The sequence below is a fragment of the Pseudomonas oplopanacis genome, from assembly GCF_057128725.1.
Genome location: NZ_JBSKHV010000012.1, coordinates 135,887 through 152,735 on the forward strand (window position 1 = coordinate 135,887; position 16,849 = coordinate 152,735).

General features: G+C 60.4%; 19 protein-coding genes. 7 read left to right on the plus strand and 12 right to left on the minus strand.

Annotated elements, in window-relative coordinates; all coding sequences use genetic code 11:
- Window positions 1-27: 27 nt before the first annotated feature.
- Window positions 28-216 (minus strand): hypothetical protein, encoded by a 189-nt coding sequence (locus ACWKV5_RS22300; protein ID WP_483843008.1) that lies wholly within the window; start codon window positions 214-216, stop codon window positions 28-30.
- A gap of 27 nt (window positions 217-243) precedes the next feature.
- On the opposite strand from ACWKV5_RS22300, the gene ypfJ reads away from it, so the two are divergent.
- The gene (gene ypfJ / locus ACWKV5_RS22305; protein WP_027924247.1) at window positions 244-1,137 is read left to right on the plus strand and encodes a KPN_02809 family neutral zinc metallopeptidase; all 894 of its coding nucleotides are present in this window, start codon (window positions 244-246) and stop codon (window positions 1,135-1,137) included.
- Window positions 1,138-2,085 carry an alpha/beta hydrolase gene (locus ACWKV5_RS22310; RefSeq protein ID WP_483843009.1) on the plus strand — a complete coding sequence of 316 codons (948 nt, stop codon included), beginning with the start codon at window positions 1,138-1,140 and terminating at the stop codon, window positions 2,083-2,085.
- 114 nt (window positions 2,086-2,199) lie between these two features.
- Here ACWKV5_RS22310 and ACWKV5_RS22315 read toward each other — a convergent pair whose 3' ends face one another.
- The 3 genes from ACWKV5_RS22315 to ACWKV5_RS22325 form a co-directional block, all read right to left on the minus strand.
- Window positions 2,200-2,793 (minus strand): HAD family hydrolase, encoded by a 594-nt coding sequence (locus tag ACWKV5_RS22315; RefSeq protein WP_483843010.1) that lies wholly within the window; start codon window positions 2,791-2,793, stop codon window positions 2,200-2,202.
- The gene (tesB, locus tag ACWKV5_RS22320) at window positions 2,790-3,659 is read right to left on the minus strand and encodes an acyl-CoA thioesterase II (protein WP_483843011.1); all 870 of its coding nucleotides are present in this window, start codon (window positions 3,657-3,659) and stop codon (window positions 2,790-2,792) included. The genes ACWKV5_RS22315 and tesB overlap by 4 nt, the downstream gene beginning before the upstream one ends.
- Before the next feature lie 109 nt (window positions 3,660-3,768).
- A complete protein-coding gene (locus tag ACWKV5_RS22325; protein ID WP_483843012.1) occupies window positions 3,769-4,338 on the minus strand; it encodes a GNAT family N-acetyltransferase in 570 nt (189 codons plus the stop codon).
- Between the two features lie 74 nt (window positions 4,339-4,412).
- Between ACWKV5_RS22325 and ACWKV5_RS22330 the strand changes: the two genes are divergently transcribed.
- Window positions 4,413-5,333, plus strand: a complete 921-nt coding sequence (locus ACWKV5_RS22330) for a histone deacetylase family protein (RefSeq protein ID WP_483843013.1) — start codon at window positions 4,413-4,415, stop codon at window positions 5,331-5,333.
- Between the two features lie 194 nt (window positions 5,334-5,527).
- The gene (locus ACWKV5_RS22335) at window positions 5,528-6,769 is read left to right on the plus strand and encodes a TIGR03862 family flavoprotein (protein WP_483843014.1); all 1,242 of its coding nucleotides are present in this window, start codon (window positions 5,528-5,530) and stop codon (window positions 6,767-6,769) included.
- Window positions 6,770-6,886: 117 nt separating this feature from the next.
- Here ACWKV5_RS22335 and rhlE1 read toward each other — a convergent pair whose 3' ends face one another.
- Window positions 6,887-8,221, minus strand: a complete 1,335-nt coding sequence (gene rhlE1 / locus ACWKV5_RS22340) for an RNA helicase RhlE1 (RefSeq protein ID WP_483843015.1) — start codon at window positions 8,219-8,221, stop codon at window positions 6,887-6,889.
- A 78-nt stretch (window positions 8,222-8,299) separates the two neighbouring features.
- Window positions 8,300-9,226: a drug/metabolite exporter YedA gene (yedA, locus tag ACWKV5_RS22345; RefSeq protein WP_483843016.1), complete on the minus strand. Its 927-nt coding sequence runs from the start codon at window positions 9,224-9,226 to the stop codon at window positions 8,300-8,302.
- A gap of 163 nt (window positions 9,227-9,389) precedes the next feature.
- Between yedA and ACWKV5_RS22350 the strand changes: the two genes are divergently transcribed.
- The gene (locus tag ACWKV5_RS22350; RefSeq protein ID WP_483843017.1) at window positions 9,390-9,848 is read left to right on the plus strand and encodes an Lrp/AsnC family transcriptional regulator; all 459 of its coding nucleotides are present in this window, start codon (window positions 9,390-9,392) and stop codon (window positions 9,846-9,848) included.
- A gap of 124 nt (window positions 9,849-9,972) precedes the next feature.
- Here the strand turns inward: ACWKV5_RS22350 and ACWKV5_RS22355 are convergent, their stop codons facing one another.
- From ACWKV5_RS22355 to ACWKV5_RS22365, 3 genes are all read right to left on the minus strand, one after another.
- Window positions 9,973-10,584, minus strand: a complete 612-nt coding sequence (locus ACWKV5_RS22355) for a 3'-5' exonuclease (RefSeq protein WP_483843018.1) — start codon at window positions 10,582-10,584, stop codon at window positions 9,973-9,975.
- 22 nt (window positions 10,585-10,606) lie between these two features.
- The gene (locus ACWKV5_RS22360; protein ID WP_483843019.1) at window positions 10,607-11,086 is read right to left on the minus strand and encodes a LabA-like NYN domain-containing protein; all 480 of its coding nucleotides are present in this window, start codon (window positions 11,084-11,086) and stop codon (window positions 10,607-10,609) included.
- Between the two features lie 138 nt (window positions 11,087-11,224).
- The gene (locus tag ACWKV5_RS22365) at window positions 11,225-11,986 is read right to left on the minus strand and encodes a DUF2076 domain-containing protein (RefSeq protein ID WP_483843020.1); all 762 of its coding nucleotides are present in this window, start codon (window positions 11,984-11,986) and stop codon (window positions 11,225-11,227) included.
- 178 nt (window positions 11,987-12,164) lie between these two features.
- On the opposite strand from ACWKV5_RS22365, the gene ACWKV5_RS22370 reads away from it, so the two are divergent.
- Both ACWKV5_RS22370 and ACWKV5_RS22375 read left to right on the plus strand, forming a co-directional pair.
- Window positions 12,165-12,839, plus strand: a complete 675-nt coding sequence (locus ACWKV5_RS22370; RefSeq protein ID WP_027924259.1) for a YciC family protein — start codon at window positions 12,165-12,167, stop codon at window positions 12,837-12,839.
- A 66-nt stretch (window positions 12,840-12,905) separates the two neighbouring features.
- Window positions 12,906-13,982, plus strand: a complete 1,077-nt coding sequence (locus ACWKV5_RS22375; protein WP_483843021.1) for an endonuclease/exonuclease/phosphatase family protein — start codon at window positions 12,906-12,908, stop codon at window positions 13,980-13,982.
- A 129-nt stretch (window positions 13,983-14,111) separates the two neighbouring features.
- Here ACWKV5_RS22375 and ACWKV5_RS22380 read toward each other — a convergent pair whose 3' ends face one another.
- From ACWKV5_RS22380 to ACWKV5_RS22390, 3 genes are read right to left on the minus strand one after another with little or no spacing between them, the layout of a single operon-like run.
- A complete protein-coding gene (locus ACWKV5_RS22380; RefSeq protein ID WP_027924261.1) occupies window positions 14,112-14,948 on the minus strand; it encodes an ABC transporter ATP-binding protein in 837 nt (278 codons plus the stop codon).
- Window positions 14,936-15,739 (minus strand): ABC transporter permease, encoded by an 804-nt coding sequence (locus ACWKV5_RS22385; protein ID WP_483843022.1) that lies wholly within the window; start codon window positions 15,737-15,739, stop codon window positions 14,936-14,938. Before ACWKV5_RS22385 ends, ACWKV5_RS22380 begins: the two co-directional genes overlap by 13 nt.
- Window positions 15,740-15,748: 9 nt before the next feature.
- The gene (locus ACWKV5_RS22390; protein WP_483843023.1) at window positions 15,749-16,735 is read right to left on the minus strand and encodes an ABC transporter substrate-binding protein; all 987 of its coding nucleotides are present in this window, start codon (window positions 16,733-16,735) and stop codon (window positions 15,749-15,751) included.
- Window positions 16,736-16,849: the final 114 nt, after the last annotated feature.

The following is a 16,849-nucleotide window of genomic DNA, read 5'->3' on the forward strand; positions in this document are numbered from 1 at the left end:
TTTGCCTGATTCTAGAAGACGAACCCGTTAATGCGAAATCTGGAACTCGACGAACGACAGGCTCATTCGATAAAAACCCGGCGCCTGACGGAATTCGATGAGGAGTCCACGTTCATACAAGTCTGGAATACTGCTGGCGAACGCCGGCGATTGCCGGGAATAGCCGAAACCCGGACGACCGGACTGGCGCCGCTCCCCCACACCAGCAACACTCATCCCCACGGACAATCAGAGGATTCCCACATGCTATGGAAAAAAGGCCGACGCAGCGACAACGTGGTGGACGCCCGTGGTGATGATGTCGGCGGCGGTGGTGGCGGGATGCGTTTTGGTGGCGGCAAGGGCCTGAGCCTGACCGCGATCATCCTGATTGTCGGGATCGGCTGGATCACCGGCCAGGATCCGATGCAGATCCTCGGACAACTCACCGGGCAAATGAGCGAGCAGTCGGCGCCCGCCACCAATCAAACGCGCAAGGCACCACCGGCCAATGATGAAGGGGCCGAATTCGTGCGCTCGATCCTTGGCGATACCGAAGACACCTGGGGCCAGATTTTCCAGCAGGCCGGCAAGCAATATAAGAACCCGACCCTGGTGCTGTTCAGCAATCGCGTCAATTCCGCCTGCGGTCTGGCGACCTCGGCGACCGGTCCGTTCTATTGCCCGGCCGACCAGAAGGTCTATCTGGACATGGCGTTCTTCCAGGAAATGTCGCAACGTTTCTCCGCCGCCGGTGACTTCGCGCAGGCCTACGTGATTGCTCACGAAGTCGGACACCACGTTCAGACCTTGCTCGGTGTTTCCGCGAAAATTCAGACCGCCCGCGCCCAAGGCCGGCAGATGGAAGGCGACGGCGGTTTACTTGTGCGTCAGGAACTTCAGGCCGATTGCCTGGCCGGAGTCTGGGCCAACAATGCACAAAAGCGTCTGAACTGGCTGGAACCGGGGGACATCGAAGAAGCCCTGAACGCCGCCAACGCCATCGGCGATGACCGCTTGCAACAGCAAGGTCAGGGCCGCGTGGTGCCGGACTCGTTTACCCATGGTACGTCAGCGCAAAGGGTGCGCTGGTTTAAAACCGGATTTGCACAAGGCCAGGTGGGCCAGTGCGACACCTTTGCGGCGAAAAACCTGTAAATGAATAAGTGGCTGTTAGCTGTACTGTTTACCTGCGCAAGCACCCAAGCCGCCGAACATGCGGTCAAAGAACTCAGCCCCGGCCGGCTGTTGCTCAAAGAAGGCGAGATGGCGGTCAGCCTCGGCGCCGCGCCGGCGAAAATCGAACGTGTGCTGATCATTATCCACGGCCGTCTGCGCAACGCCGGAACCTACCGAGAGAGTGCTGAGCAGGCGGCCGAACTGGCCGGACAAAGCCAGACCACGCTGGTCATCGCCCCACAATTTCTCAATGAAACAGATGTCGCCCTGCATCCCGTGGCGGACTCCGTACTGCGCTGGCAAGGCAACGACTGGATGGCCGGCGGTTTATCCACAGCCCCGTTTGCACTGAGTTCCTTTGGGGCGCTGGATCAGATCATTGCGAGGGTCAGCGACCGCCAACAGTTTCCGGACGTGAAAGAGATCGTCATCGCCGGTCACTCCGGGGGGGCCCAGGTGGTTCAGCGTTATGCCTTGTTGGCTCACGATCAACCAACGGGTGTGAAAGTCCGTTATGTGGTCGCCAACCCCTCCTCGTACGCGTATTTCGATGAGCGACGGCCCGTGGCGTTCGATCACGCGAAATGCCCTGGTTTCAACCGCTGGAAGTATGGCCTGACGGATTTACCCCTCTATGCCAGTGGGCAAACGGCGCCACAGATTGAAGGCAATTACGTCAAGCGTGACGTGACGTATCTGCTCGGGCAGCAAGACACGGACCCGCAGCAAGCGGCGCTGGACAAGGGGTGCGAGGCTGAGGCTCAGGGCACCAATCGGCTGGCTCGCGGGCATTTCTACTTTGACTATTTGCTGCGTCGTAACCCGCGTGGGGTGAACCAGCGACTGGTGGAGGTGCCGGGGGTTGGGCATAACGGGGATGGGATGTTGACGTCGCCGGAGGGGCAGAAGGTGTTGTTTGGGCAGTGAGTTGGGTGGCGCCTGAACTGGCGCTTTCGCGAGCAGGCTCGCTCCCACATTCGACCGCATTCTTCTGGAAGAACTCGGTTAAATGTGGGAGCGAGCCTGCTCGCGAAGGGGTCCTCAAGCCAACAACATTTCCCGCAATGCAACGCAATCCGCCGCATGCCAATCCGTCAGCTCCGGCCACGGGTTATCCGGCAAATTCACCAACACCGTCCGTGCCCCTGCCGCTCGACCGCAATCCAGATCAAACCGGTAATCACCGACCATCACCATCTCGCTCGCCGGCACGTTCCAGGCCTCGGCCAGTTTCAGAAAACCACCGGGATGCGGCTTGGGCGGTGCTTCATCACGCCCCAGCACATCCTCCACCGCGAAGCAGTCGGCCAGGCCGATGGCCTCCAGCGTTACGTGCGCCAACTCCCGGGCATTGCGCGTGAGAATGCCCAGGCGATAACCGCGCCCGGCCAGCTCACGCACCAGCTCTACCGCACCTGGCGCCGGTTTCGAACCCAGCGCCAGATCGCGTTCATGCTCCAGCAGCCACGCATGTTTAGCCGCCGCTTCATCGGCCGGCAACGCGGCGAGGTGGGTCAGGATGTCGTCTTCGGCCGGGATCGCCAATGCCATGCGAATCGCCGCAAAGTCATGCACGGCCACCGTCAGGGTGCCGTCCATGTCGAACACCCAATGACGCACCTCGGCCAGGCTCATGCCCAATCCTTGCGATGACGAATCAGGCCTTCCTGAGTGACCGAGGCCACCAGTTGTCCGGCGCGGTTGAACACGCTGCCACGGTTGAACCCACGGGAATTGCCGGCCCAAGGGCTGTCCATCGCGTAGAGCAACCAGTCATCGGCACGCAGATCCTGATGGAACCACAGCGCGTGATCGAGGCTGGCGACCTGCATGTCCTTGTTCCATACCGTTTTGCCATGGGGCTGCATCGAGGTCACCAGCAGACCGAAGTCCGACGCATAGGCCAGCAAGTATTTGTGCAGCGCCGGCGAGTCGGCCAGGGCACCGTCGGCACGAAACCAGACGTACTTGATCGGGTCGGACGGCAGCGGGTTGTAAGGATCTTTTTCGGTCACCGGGCGGAATTCGATCGGTTTAGGGCACAGCAGTTTTTCGCGCATGTGCTCGGGGATCAGGTGCGCGTGCCTCTTAGTGATTTCCAGCTCCGTCGGCAGGTTTTCCGGTCCGACCACAACCGGCATTTGAGCCTGGTGTTCAAAGCCTTTTTCGTCGTACTGGAACGAGGCGCTGCAGGTGAAAATCGGATTACCCTTCTGGATTGCCGTCACCCGCCGCGTGCTGAAACTGCCGCCGTCGCGCACCCGATCCACCTGATAAACCACGGGCAACGCTGAATCGCCCGGCCGCAGGAAATACCCGTGCATGGAATGCACATGCCGCGCTTCTTCAACGGTCTGACTGGCTGCCGACAGCGACTGACCGATCACCTGACCGCCGAACAACTGGCGAAAACCCAGGTCCTGGCTGCGGCCACGGAACAGGTTTTCTTCGATCGGTTCCAGGGTCAGCAACTCAACCAGATCATCCAACACTTGGCTCATTCAGGCTCTCCTCACGCAAAACATTGCCGCGCAGTCTTGGCTGCGACGGTCGATTCAGTTTCTGGCCCGGGCCAATAAGATGGGGGCCATTGTAAACGTCCGCGGCGGCTTATCCATGCAAGGTTTGCAGCCATTGTTCACGGGTGATGCGATACAGCACATGGTGACGCAGGGGATGGCCGGCTGCGAGCTTCGGATGCTCGAAGTCATCGGCTGAATCATGGTGCATGCCGATCGCCTGCATGACTTTCTCGGAAGGCGTGTTGGATTGCGTGGTAAAGGATACGACTTCTGTCAGCCCCAACCGGTCAAACCCGCAACGCAGAGCGGTCCACGCCGCTTCACTGGCATACCCCAGGCCCCAATGTTCGCGGGCCAGGCGCCAGCCGATTTCGGTCGCGGGGGTAAATGGCGCGTCGAAGCCCACCACACCCAACCCGGTAAACCCGATGAACTGGCCGGTGTCCTTGCGTTGCAGCGCCCACAAGCCGAATCCGTGCTCGGCAAAATGCCCGCGAATACGTCCGATCAGCGAGGCACTTTCCAGGTGACTCAACGGCGCCGGAAAATATCGCATTACCTGCGGATCGGCACACATCGCCGCAAATTCGGGCAAATCCTCATCGCGCCACTGCCGCAACAGCAGTCGCGCACTTTCGAGTTGCAGTATTGGCTCCATTGCGTTCCCCCGTTTCCATGCCGCAAGTCTACATCGCTGGTAGGATCCTTCTCTCATTCCTACATGAAATCATCATGCCGCTGCCGCTGATTTATCACGAAGACTACAGCCCCGAGTTTCCGGCCGATCACCGTTTCCCCATGGACAAGTTTCGCCTGCTGCGCGATCACCTGGTGGACAGCGGCCTGACCCGGGACGCCGATCTGCTGCGCCCGGAACTCTGCCCTGCGGAGATTCTCGCCCTCGCCCATGACGCTGCCTATATCGAACGTTATATGAGTGGCGAGTTGTCCCGTGAAGACCAGCGGCGACTGGGCCTGCCCTGGAGCGAAGCCCTGGCCCGGCGCACGGTGCGCGCGGTCGGCGGTTCGTTGTTGGCGGCGGAACAGGCGCTGGAACACGGTTTGGCCTGTCACCTGGCTGGCGGCACGCATCACGCGCATTACGACTACCCGGCCGGCTTCTGCATCTTCAATGACCTGGCCGTGATCAGCCATTACCTGCTGGAAAGCGGCCGGGTAAATCGGGTGTTGATCTTCGATTGCGACGTGCATCAGGGCGACGGGACTGCACGGATCCTGCACAACACCCCGGACGCGGTGACCGTTTCCCTGCACTGCGAAAAGAATTTTCCTGCACGCAAAGCCGAAAGTGACTGGGACATTCCTTTGCCCAAGGGCATGGGCGACGCCGACTACCTGAAAGTGGTCGACGATGCGCTCAACTATTTGCTGCCGCTCTATCAACCGGACCTGGTGTTGTATGACGCCGGGGTCGATGTGCACAAGGACGACGCCCTGGGCTATTTGAAACTGACGGACGAAGGCGTGGCGGCGCGTGATGAAAGCGTGATGCGCCATTGCCTGGGCCGGGACATTCCGGTGGTCGGGGTGATCGGAGGCGGTTACAGCAAGGACCGCAAGGCGTTGGCGCGGCGGCACGGGATTCTGCATCACAGCGCGCAACGGGTGTGGCAGTCATCAGGTTGTCATTGAACCGTGAGTGTTTACCCACAATGCCTGTGGAACTGCCTGTGGATAACCTGAGTGAAAGGGCCTACAGCCCTTGCGGCGTATAGCCTACACAGCGGTGGTTGTTTTTTAACCACATATTGAAAACACAACAAATCCCCCTGTGGGATCAGGCTGGTAGAATGCCCGGCTTATCCCGCCAGACCGCAGCGCATTCCATGACCCGATCCTCCACTGCCCTCCCCCCTCACGTCGCCATCATCGGCGGTGGCCCCGCCGGCCTGATGGCGGCTGAAGTGTTGAGCCAGGCCGGGATCAAGGTCGACCTGTACGACGGCATGCCCTCGGTGGGACGCAAATTCCTCCTGGCCGGGGTCGGCGGCATGAACATCACCCATTCCGAAGCCTACCCGGCGTTTCTCTCGCGCTACGCCGAACGCGCGCCACAGATTGCGCCGCTGCTGCGCTCCTTTGGCGCCGACGCGCTGTGCCAGTGGATTCACGACCTGGGTATCGAAACCTTTGTCGGCAGTTCCGGCCGGGTGTTTCCAACCGACATGAAAGCCGCACCCCTGCTGCGCGCCTGGCTCAAACGCCTGCGCGATGCTGGCGTAGTTATCCACACCCGCCACCGCTGGCTCGGCTGGAATGCCGACGGCAGCCTGAACGTGTCGAGCCCCGACGGTGAAAAAAGCCTGACACCGGACGCCACACTGCTGGCCCTCGGCGGCGGCAGTTGGTCGCGGCTGGGTTCGGATGGCGCGTGGAGGCTGCCACTGGAACAACGCGGCGTCGGACTTGCGCCGTTGCAACCGAGCAATTGCGGCTTCGAGGTGCAGGCCTGGAGCGAATTGATGGTCAGTAAATTCGCCGGCGCGCCGCTGAAAAACATCGCCATCGGCCTCAATGACGACGTGCCACGGCTTGGGGAATGCGTGATCACGGCGACCGGGATTGAAGGCAGTTTGATTTACGCGCTGTCCGCACCGATCCGTGAAGCGATCAACCTCAACGGTTCCGCGACCCTTCATCTGGACCTGCTGCCGGGCAAGCCTGTGGATAAAGTGCAGGCCGCACTGAGCAAACCTCGCGGTTCACGTTCGATGTCCAAACACCTGCACAGTCAGCTGGGCCTTGATGGCGTTAAAGCCGCGTTGCTGCGAGAACTGACGCCTGCCGCCTGCTTCACCGATCCGGTGTTGTTGGCCAAAGCGATCAAGGCACTGCCGCTGACGCTGGTGAAAACCCGCCCCCTGGACGAAGCCATCAGCAGCGCCGGTGGTGTGATGTTCGAGTCGATGGATGAACGCTTGATGCTCAAGCAATTGCCTGGCGTGTTCTGCGCGGGGGAGATGCTGGATTGGGAAGCGCCGACGGGCGGCTATCTGCTGACCGCGTGTTTCGCCAGTGGTCGTGCGGCGGGAATGGGGATGGTGGGGTGGTTGAACCACCAAGGCTGAAGACCGAGGCGCGTCCTTCGCGAGCAGGCTCGCTCCCACACTGGATCTGTGTCGTCCACAAATCCCCTGTGGGAGCGAGCCTGCTCGCGAAGGCGTCCTGACAGACGCCGCAGGTATTTAAGGCTTACGTTTGCGCGGTCCAGTGTTGAACACCGGCACTTTACGCACAGGCTTGATCGAAGGCTCCGGCGCCGAAGCATCCCCGCTCTCAACCCATTTGCCCAAATTGCGTTTACCGCCACCGGAGGTCTTCGGTTTCTTCGGCTTTTTCGGCTTCTTCACCACCTGACCACTGGCATCGGTGTCCGGCACGCGGTGCTCAGGCTCGAAGTCATGCTCCATCTGCCGAGGCAAGGTCTGGCGGGTCAACGTCTCGATGGCCGACAGCAGATTCACTTCATCGGCGCACACCAGCGAAATCGCCTGCCCGGTGTTACCCGCACGGCCGGTACGCCCGATGCGGTGGATATAATCCTCAGCCACGATCGGCAGGTCGAAGTTGACCACCAGCGGCAAATCTTCGATGTCCAGACCACGGGCCGCGACGTCGGTAGCGACCAGGATCTGCACTTCACTGGCCTTGAAACGGTCCAGCGCGCGCTGACGCGTCGCCTGCGGTTTGTCGCCGTGGATGCCGTCGGCATTGATACCCAGGCCCTGGAGTTTTTCCACCAGCGCGTCGACACCGTTGCGGGTCTTGGCGAACACCAGCACCTGCTTCCACTTGCTTTTACGCAGCAAGTGAACGAACAGTTCCGACTTGCGCTTCTTGTCGACCGTCACTACCCACTGCTTAACCGTGTTGGCCGCCACGTTACGCGGGCTGACTTCGATGCTCAGCGGATCGTTGAGCATCTGCCCGGCCAGGGTGCGGATCGCGTCGGAGAACGTCGCCGAGAACAACAGCGTCTGGCGTTTCTTCGGCAGCGCCTTGTAAATGTTGCCCAGCTCCTCGGAAAAACCCAGATCGAGCATACGATCGGCTTCGTCGAGCACCAGAGTTTGCAGCTGATTGAACTTGAGCGCGTTCTGGCGGAACAGGTCGAGCAAACGGCCCGGCGTGGCCACCAGCAGGTCGACGCCTTTGCGCAACTTCATCATTTGCGGGTTGATGCTGACGCCGCCGTACACCGCGTAAGTGCTCAACGGCAGGTTCTCGGCGTACTGACGCACGGCTTCGTGAACCTGTTCCGCCAGTTCGCGGGTCGGCACCAGAATCAGTGCGCGCACCGAGTTGGCGGTGACTTTCGGCCCTTCCATGGCCAGCAATTGCAGGAGCGGCAACGCGAAACCGGCCGTCTTGCCAGTACCGGTCTGGGCCGCAGCCATCAGGTCGCGACCGGCCAGCACCGCCGGAATGGCTTGCGCCTGAACCGGCGTCGGGGTCTGGTAGCCGAGCGTCTCGAGAGAGCGCAGCAAGGGTTCGATCAGGCCAAGGGTGGCGAAAGTCATGGGATTACCGTAGGAAAATTCAGCGCGGGTTTTTCAAAACAAGTGTGCAACACAAGATGCAATGGCGCGCAGTTTACCCTAATTCACACGGGATTCTGTCGGCACGACTACAGCCGGCTGCACAGGTGCCCGACGCCACTGCGGCAATCCGATCAACACCACGGCGCTGATGATCACCAGCATCGCCAGCCCTTCTTCGATTCCGATGGTCTCGCCCACAAACACGATCCCCAACAACACCGCCACGGCCGGGTTGACGTAGGCATAACTGGTCGCTGCCGCCGGACGCACGTTTTTCAACAGGTACATATAAGCGTTGAACGCGATGATCGAGCCGAAGAACGTCAGATACGCCAAGGCCGCCCAGCCTTCAATCGGTGGCATGGCTTGCAGATGCTCGCCGCTCACGGCACTGCCGATCAGCAGCGCCACGCCACCGACCAGCATTTCCACCGCACTGGCCATTGCCCCCGCCGGCAACGGCACGTGCTTGCTCCAGACCGACCCGAACGCCCAGGACGCCGCCGCAAACACCAGCAACAGCGCACCCAACGGGCTCGATTGCAGGTTCGAACCGAGATTCAACATGGCAATGCCTATCAGCCCGAGCGCAATCCCGGCCCATTCGAGACGGGTATTTCGCGCGCCCCAGAAATAGCCGAACAACAAGGTAAACAAGGGCACCGTCGCCACCGCCAATGCCGCCACACCGGAGGCCACTCCCATGTGTTCAGCGACACTGACGCCGCCGTTACCGCAGGCCAGCAGCAGGATCCCGATCATACCCGCCGCTTTCCACTGCGCCCAGGTCGGTGCCGGCGCCCCGCGCCAGCGCAGGAAGGCATACATCAACGTCCCGGCGAGCACAAAACGGATCCCGGCGAGCAGCAACGGCGGCCAATACTCCACGCCTATGCGGATCACCAGATAGGTCGAGCCCCAAATCACGTACAACGCGAAAAAAGCGGCGATCAACGGTAAGGGGAAACGACGTAAGCCAGGCATGGGCAGCTCGATGACAGAACAATGTGAACCGCTATTCTAGAAAGGCCAAGCGCTAAAAATAAGTTACAAAACCTGTTTATAGCGCCGGTACACTTTTCAAAACACGGAGATCAGCGCTATAAACCGTGCTTTCGAAAGTCAGCCATTTTCAAGGTATACGCCGATGGATAAATACGACCGCATGCTCCTCAGCGCCCTGCTGGAAAACGGTCGTGCGTCCTACGCCGACCTCGCGCGCAAGGTCAACCTGTCCGCCCCGGCCGTGGCCGAACGCGTGGCCAAGCTCGAAGCCAATGGCGTGATTACCGGTTACCAGGCGAAGGTCGACATGGCCAAGCTCGGCTTGCCGATCCAGTGCGTGATCGAACTGCGCCTGAACCAGCATGGTAATCAGAAGACCTACGATGATTTGATCAAAATCCCGCAGTTGACCGAATGCCACCGGGTGACCGGCGATCCGTGCGTGATCATGCAAGCGGCGGTGGGCTCGATGCCGGAACTGGAAGAGTTGATCAACCGGATTGCCAAGTTCGGGTTCAGCAAGACGTCGATTGTGTTGTCCAGCGCGATAGAGAAGCGCGTGCCGTTGGGGCACATCGAAGGCAATGGCAAAACAATCTAAGGCAGAGGGAAATCCCCTGTGGGAGCGAGCCTGCTCGCGAAAGCGGAGTGTCAGTCACCATCAATGTCGAATGATAAATTGCTTTCGCGAGCAGGCTCGCTCCCACAAGGGTTCAGCGGTGGTTTCAGAACCCGCGATGGCGCTTGAGGTGTTCGTTGATCTTCGCCGCCGGTACTTTTTGCAAACCGCACAGCAAATCATGGGACAACTCGCGCAGCCCATGCTTGCGCTGCAACTCTTCCATCAGGTGCGTCGTCAGGTTCGCGGCCATCTCGGCATCGGCCATGGCCCGGTGAGCCTTGCCGGTATCGGGCAAGTTGGCGAACGTGGTGAGGGTGCCAAGCTTGTGGTTCGGCGCAGCGGGCATCAGCCGACGGGCCAATAGCAGCGAGCAGGCAAAGTTCTGCAAACGCGTGCGCTTGATCCGCCCCAGCTCAAAGTCCCAGAACTTCTGGTCGAACGCCGCATTGTGCGCGAGCAATGGAGTGCAGCCGACGAACTCGTTCACCTCGTTCATCACCTGCTCGGCCGAAGGCGCGGTGCGCAGCATGGCGTTGCTGATGCCGGTCAGTTGCTCGATGAAGGCCGGCACGCGTACGCCGGCATTCATCAGGCTTTGGTAACGCTCGACGATGCGCCCCTGTTCAAGGATCACCACGGCAATTTCCGTGGCCCGGCAGCTGCTGCTCGGGGAGATCCCGGTGGTTTCAAAGTCGATGACTGCTATGCGTTCCAAACCTGTTTCAACTCCGTAAAAATCAATTCTTGAGCAGCAACGCGCCTTCGATCGGCACATAACGGCTGGCGGCGCGGATCAGCGAGTTGGCCGTGAGGCCCGGTACGCCATAGGCCACCGCTTGCACCCCGTGCTTGCTGATGATGCGGTCCAGCAGCATGTCGAAATCACCGTCACCGGAGGCCAGCACGATTTCGTCGACGTGATCGGCGGCGTCCATGATGTCGAGGGTGATGCCCACGTCCCAGTCGCCCTTGGCCGAGCCGTCGCTGCGCTGGATGTAAGGCTTGAGCTTCACGGTGAAGCCGAGGTTGCGCAGGATCTGCTGGAATTGCTGCTGTTTGCTGTCGCCACGATCGATCGCGTAGGCGTAGGCCTCGACGATCTCGCCCTGTTTGCTGATGTCAGCCCACAACGCGGCGTAGTTGAAGTGGCAACCATAGGCCTGACGCACGGTGTAATAGAGGTTTTGGACATCGGCGAACACTGCGATTTTTTTCACCGCGGGTTTCCTCTTGGCGCACAGGCGCGCAGGCGAGATCAGGCACCTGGCCCGAAAAGTCGCCCAGTATGCCAGCCCGAAGGATTGTTCCGCGAATAATCGGCCCGGGGCACGGTCGCGCCCCGGACGAATGGCGTCTTAGACGAAGGAATCGTCGTCATCGCCGCCGAAGAATGACGAGTTGTCGTCGCTGTAATCAGTGTCGGCAAAACCGCCCTGATCGTTGGAGTTGTCAGCCATGCGCTGGTCATCACCCCAACCGCCGTTGCTCTGGTCATTGACCTGCGCCGGCTCTTCCTTGATCACTTCAACCACTTCCGGCTGCTGATTGTGATGGAACAGGCTGCTGATGCCTTGTGCCAGCATCACGCCACCCGCGACACCGGCCGCAGTCTTCAGCGCGCCGCCGAGAAAACCACTGCCAGCCGCCGGCGCTTGCTGTTGCGGGGCGTAGTTTTGTTGTGGCGTTGCGGCACCGAAGTTCTGTTGCGGCGGCTGTGAATTGAACGATGGCCGTGCCGGTTCACGCCAGCCGCCCGTGGACGATGGGGCGCTCTGGGTCGGTGCGGGCTGTGGATCGCGAGTACTGCCACCGAAGATGCTCGACAAAAAGCCACCACCGCTCGGCGCCGGTGCCGCTGTCTGCGCCTTGGCCGCTTGCAGTTCGGCCTGCAATTGCTGCACTTGCTGGGTCAGTTGCTTGTTCTGTTCGTCGAGGCTCTTGATGGCGGCTTCCTGAACCAGGATCGCCTGGGTCATGAAATAGCCGGCCGCAGGCTGGCGAGTCAGGTGTTCCTTGATCCGCGCCTCAGCCAGGGCATCGCGCGGGGCTGAATCCGCTTCGGCCTGTTGCAGCCGGGAAAACAGTCCATCGATCAGGGTTTGTTCTTCGCTGTTCATGGCGACCTCGTAGATTGCCGGGAAAATCGTTGTCCTTTTCCAAAGAGGATAAGGTGCTCAACCTTAATGGAGGCTGAAACAAGTTGTTTCAATGAGCTTTACCTAAGGTTTACGTTTGCTTCGGGCGGTACATCATCGGTTACAGTGTGTAACTGCTTATGACCTGCGATACCGACTGATGAATCCGTTTGATGTGCTGCGTGACTCCTTGTATTTCTTCAAGCGCAATCTGGGACAGATCGTGCAACTGTGCCTGCCGCTGGTGATCTTCGAGGCGCTGCTGCAACAAATTGTCGACCACTCCACCGAGCCGGACAGTTTTCCCGGCGTCAGTGTCATCGTCGGCTTGCTGGTTTATCCGCTGTACACCGCCGCCCTGATCCTGTTCCTCGACGCCCGCAGTCGAGGTGAGTCGCCGCGCAACCGTGATCTGCTGACACGCTCGGCGTATCTGTGGCCGCGCTTCGCCTTGCTCACAGCGCTCAATACCCTGCTGATCCTGCTCGGTCTGTCGCTGTACTTCCTGCCCGGTATCTATCTGATGGTGACCCTGGCTTTCGGCGAATACTTGCTGGTACTGCGTGGCATGGCCCCGTTGGCGGCCATGAAAGAAAGCCTGCGCCTGACTCGCGGCCACTTCATGCGCATTCTGGTGTGCATCCTGTGTGTGATGGGGCCGCTGTGGGTGCTCAAGGGCGCCACGCTCGCGGTGTACCCGGACCCGCAGAACCCGGTGATTTCCCTGCTGATCGACAGCGCCCACAGCTTCCTGCAACTGTTCACCAGCGTGGTGTTGTTCCGCTTGTTCATGCTGATCGGCGATACACCCGAGAAGATCGAGGGGCCGCTCTGACCGTGGGCTTCAGCTCCGGTCTCGGTTATGCTCGGGGCCATCTTTTGTAACGCTATAAGCCGAGCCATGACCCGTCTACTGCGCTACACCCTGCTGAGCCTGTTGATTGTGACTGGCGTGATCGCATTGTTGATTTACAACCTGACCTGGCGCCCCGACTCCAAGGAAGTGTTACCGGTCAGTTGCACGACTCAAGCGCCCACCCTGGTGCCCGGTCAGGCATTGAAGGTGATGACCTGGAACGTTCAGTACCTGGCGGGTAAACGCTATGTGTTCTGGAACGACCTGGCACAGGGCACCGATGAAAACCCTACCCCCGAGGACATGGCTTTCAGCCTCGATGAAGTGGCGCGGGTGATTCGCGACGAAAACCCCGACATCGTGTTGTTGCAGGAACTCGATGACAACGCCAAGACCAGCGATTACCAGAACCAGTTCAAGCTGCTGCAAGAGCGGGTCGCCGACCTGTATCCATGCAGCGCCCGCGCCTTCGACTGGAAGGCCGACTTCGTGCCGGATCCGCACATCTTCGGCAGTGTCGGTCGGCAACTGGCAACGCTCAGCCGCTACCAGATCGAACATGCCGAGCGCCTGCAATTGCCGGTCGCATCGGTCAACCTGATCAGCCGCCAGTTCAAACCGAAAAACGCCTTGTTGGTGTCTTATCTACCGCTGAACGACGGCGGTCAGATGGCGGTGCTCAATACCCATCTGGACCGCGTCACCCAGCCCGACGAAACGCTGCAAGCCCAAGTGACGGCTGTTGCCAAGGTCCTCGATAAATTCGAAGGCCGTGGCACGCCGTGGTTGATCGGTGGCGATTTCAATCTGTTGCCGCTCGGGCAGTTTCGCCGACTGCCCGAGGAACAACGCACACCCTACTCGGCCGACAGCGCGCTGCATGTGCTGTGGGACAAGTACCCGATGATCCCGACCAACAACGAAGCCAGCGGCGCCGATCGGTCCCAGTGGTTGACGCATTACCCTAACGATCCGGGCTTGAATGGCCCGGACCGCACGGTTGACTACCTGTTCTACAGTCCACACATCAAACGGGTCGAGGCGATGGTGAGGCAGGACGATACGTTGCGCATCTCCGACCACTTGCCGGTGATTTCACGGTTCCTGCTGCCCGCCAACTGACAATACAAAACCTGTGGGAGCGAGCCTGCTCGCGAAAGCGGTGTATCAGGCAACATCAATGTTGAAGGTACAGCCGCCTTCGCGAGCAGGCTCACTCCCACAGGGATGGGGTTAGACCAGAAAATCGGTTCAATGCACCTCTTCCAGATCGTCATGCAATAGCCCGAAGATCTTGCGCTTCATGTCGATAAACGAGCGTTCCATGACCATGTCCAGCGTCCGTGGACGTTCGATCGGCACGTCCAGAATCTGCTTGATCCGCCCAGGCCTGGCGCCCATCACGTAGACCCGGTCGCCGAGCAAAACCGCCTCGTCGATATCGTGGGTCACGAACAACACGGTCTTCTTGCTGTTGCCCCAGACTCGCAACAACAGCTGCTGCATTTGCAAGCGTGTCTGGCTGTCCAGCGCGCCGAAAGGTTCGTCCATCAGCAGGATCTGCGGATCGTTGGCCAGCGCGCGGGCAATCGCCACGCGCTGCATCATGCCGCCGGACAGCTGCTTGGCGTAGTTATCGGCAAACCCGCTCAAACCGACTTCATTGACGTAATAGTCGACGATCTCCTTGCGCTGGGCAGCCGCCATGCCGCGACGCTTGAGCCCGAATTCGACGTTCTGGCGCACGGTCAGCCACGGGAACAGTGTGTAGCTCTGGAACACCATGCCACGGTCCGCACCCGGCCCCTGGACTTGCTGGCCACCGACGTAGATCTCGCCTTCGGTGGGCTCATTGAGGCCGGCGGTGAGGTACAGCAAACTTGACTTGCCGCACCCCGAAGGCCCGACCAGCACGGCGAATTGTTGGTCCGGCACCTCGAACGACACCTGCTCCAGCGCAGTGAACATGCCGCCGTCAGGTTTCTGATAGCGCAGGCTGACCTTGTCCACTTGCAACCTTGGAGCAGCTTGCACCGGGGCAGCCGAGGGTGTGACGAAGCGAGGGTTGACGGCGCTTACTGAGCCCATGCGGCGATCCTCAGACGTAGGAAACGGAACAGTTGATCGGTGACCAGGCCCAACAGGCCGATGATCGCGATTGCCAGGAAAATCACATCCACTTGAAAACCACGCATGGCTTTAAGGCTCAAGTAACCCAGGCCACTGGAAGCGGCGACCAGTTCGGCCACCACCAGGTAGGTCCAGGCCCAGCCCATGGTCACGCGCAAGGTGTCGAGCACACCCGGCAACGAGGCCGGGGCAATCACATGCAGCACCGCGTCGCGACGGGTCGAGCCCAAGGTGTAGGACGCGTTGATCAAGTCCTTGGAGATGCCTTTGGACACGTCCGCGATCATCACCAGTTGCTGGAAGAACACACCGAAGATGATCACCGAGACCCGTTGCTCCAGACCGATACCGATCCACAGAATGAACAGCGGCACGAACGAGGTCACCGGCAGGTAACGAATGAAATTGACCATCGGCTCCAGGAACGCCTGGACGATACGGAAGCTGCCCATCAGCAACCCCAGCGGCACCGCCACCAGTGACGAGACAATGAAACCGACCATCACCACTTCGAGGCTGGCCCACACATGCAGGCCAAGGGTGCCGTCGCGGCCCAGGCGCACGGCGGCTTCGGCCACCGCACCCGGTGTCGGCAGGAACATGCCCGGCACCACGCCGCCATAGGACAACCCCGCCCAGAGGCCGATCAACAACACCCAGGCCAGGCCGCTTGCGCTCCAGATCAGCTGCACCGGCAGGCCGGTCTTGGGCGTGATGCAGCGGCTCAGCCATGAATTGCGCTTGAACATGCAAACCTCCTACAGCGGGGTGACGAAACGGTTGTCGATCAAGTCGTCATTGCTGACGTTGTAGGGTTTGCCCTGCAATTCACTGGCGGTTTCATTGGCCAGTTTGATCAGCGGTTCGCTGTCGCCCGGCTTGCCCGGCGAGCCGAGGAGTTTTTCGCTCATGGCCTGATCGTAGAAGCGCACGCCTTGCGCGGCGGCAGCCAGTTCCTTCGGATCGGCGAGGTAACCGCCAACGCCTTTGGCCATGATTTTGTAGGCTTCTTCTGGATGGTCCTTGGTGTACTGGACCGCTTTGTACAGACCGGCGACCAGTGCCTTGACGTCTTCCGGCTGCTTCTCGATGACGGCGCAGTTGAGCGCGACCACATCGACAATCACGCCCGGCGTGCTGCTGCTGTCGATCAGCACCTTGCCCTGTTTCTTGTCACGCACCATCGACAGATGCGGCTCCCACGTCACGGCGGCCGGCACGCGACCGGCGATGAACGCAGTGGCAGCATCGTCAGCTGTCATGTTCTGCACGGTGATGTCGCTCATGGTCATGCCGTGTTTCTTCAGCAAATACGACAACCAGAACTGCGAGGTCGACCCTTCGTTCACCGCCACCGCTTTGCCTTTGAGCTCCTGCAGACTCTTGACGTCCTTGCCCACCAGCACGCCGTCGCCGCCATGGCTGTCATCCAGCGCGGCCACTGCCTTGAAGCAGAATTGCGGACGGTATTTCAGTACTTCGTCGATGGTCGACGCCGAGCCTGACAACTCGCCCGAAGCCTGCGCGGCCATGTACATCGACGCCTCCTCGACGACGGGCAACTCGACGGTCAAGCCGTTTTCCTTGAAGTAGCCCAGGTCCTGAGCCAGATAGAGGGTGCCGTAGCCGACCCAGGTGGTGTGACCGATAGACAGGGTGCCGGCCTGGGCGCTGGTGGCGACCGTGGCGGCGATGGCGGTGATCGCCAATGGATGAGCGATGCGGGTTAGCAAGGACTTGATCATGGAGCACTCCCAAAGCTGTTGATTTAGTTTTGATGGGCAGTACGGCCAGCGGCCCTGAAAATCAGCTGTCACCTCAGGTCTCTGATGGACCTTGCGGCGGGCAGCATCGGGCTG

Excerpts from the sequence above, each read along its gene's own strand:
- ACWKV5_RS22365 (WP_483843020.1), bottom strand. The coding sequence starts at position 11,986 with ATGAACAGCGAAGAACAAACCCTGATCGATGGACTGTTTTCCCGGCTG.
- tesB (WP_483843011.1), bottom strand. The coding sequence starts at position 3,659 with ATGAGCCAAGTGTTGGATGATCTGGTTGAGTTGCTGACCCTGGAACCG.
- ACWKV5_RS22335 (WP_483843014.1), top strand. The coding sequence starts at position 5,528 with ATGACCCGATCCTCCACTGCCCTCCCCCCTCACGTCGCCATCATCGGC.
- ACWKV5_RS22325 (WP_483843012.1), bottom strand. The coding sequence starts at position 4,338 with ATGGAGCCAATACTGCAACTCGAAAGTGCGCGACTGCTGTTGCGGCAG.
- ypfJ (WP_027924247.1), top strand. The coding sequence starts at position 244 with ATGCTATGGAAAAAAGGCCGACGCAGCGACAACGTGGTGGACGCCCGT.
- ACWKV5_RS22350 (WP_483843017.1), top strand. The coding sequence starts at position 9,390 with ATGGATAAATACGACCGCATGCTCCTCAGCGCCCTGCTGGAAAACGGT.
- rhlE1 (WP_483843015.1), bottom strand. The coding sequence starts at position 8,221 with ATGACTTTCGCCACCCTTGGCCTGATCGAACCCTTGCTGCGCTCTCTC.
- ACWKV5_RS22385 (WP_483843022.1), bottom strand. The coding sequence starts at position 15,739 with ATGTTCAAGCGCAATTCATGGCTGAGCCGCTGCATCACGCCCAAGACC.
- ACWKV5_RS22315 (WP_483843010.1), bottom strand. The coding sequence starts at position 2,793 with ATGAGCCTGGCCGAGGTGCGTCATTGGGTGTTCGACATGGACGGCACC.
- yedA (WP_483843016.1), bottom strand. The coding sequence starts at position 9,226 with ATGCCTGGCTTACGTCGTTTCCCCTTACCGTTGATCGCCGCTTTTTTC.
- ACWKV5_RS22300 (WP_483843008.1), bottom strand. The coding sequence starts at position 216 with ATGAGTGTTGCTGGTGTGGGGGAGCGGCGCCAGTCCGGTCGTCCGGGT.
- ACWKV5_RS22330 (WP_483843013.1), top strand. The coding sequence starts at position 4,413 with ATGCCGCTGCCGCTGATTTATCACGAAGACTACAGCCCCGAGTTTCCG.
- ACWKV5_RS22380 (WP_027924261.1), bottom strand. The coding sequence starts at position 14,948 with ATGGGCTCAGTAAGCGCCGTCAACCCTCGCTTCGTCACACCCTCGGCT.
- ACWKV5_RS22375 (WP_483843021.1), top strand. The coding sequence starts at position 12,906 with ATGACCCGTCTACTGCGCTACACCCTGCTGAGCCTGTTGATTGTGACT.
- ACWKV5_RS22310 (WP_483843009.1), top strand. The coding sequence starts at position 1,138 with ATGAATAAGTGGCTGTTAGCTGTACTGTTTACCTGCGCAAGCACCCAA.
- ACWKV5_RS22370 (WP_027924259.1), top strand. The coding sequence starts at position 12,165 with ATGAATCCGTTTGATGTGCTGCGTGACTCCTTGTATTTCTTCAAGCGC.
- ACWKV5_RS22390 (WP_483843023.1), bottom strand. The coding sequence starts at position 16,735 with ATGATCAAGTCCTTGCTAACCCGCATCGCTCATCCATTGGCGATCACC.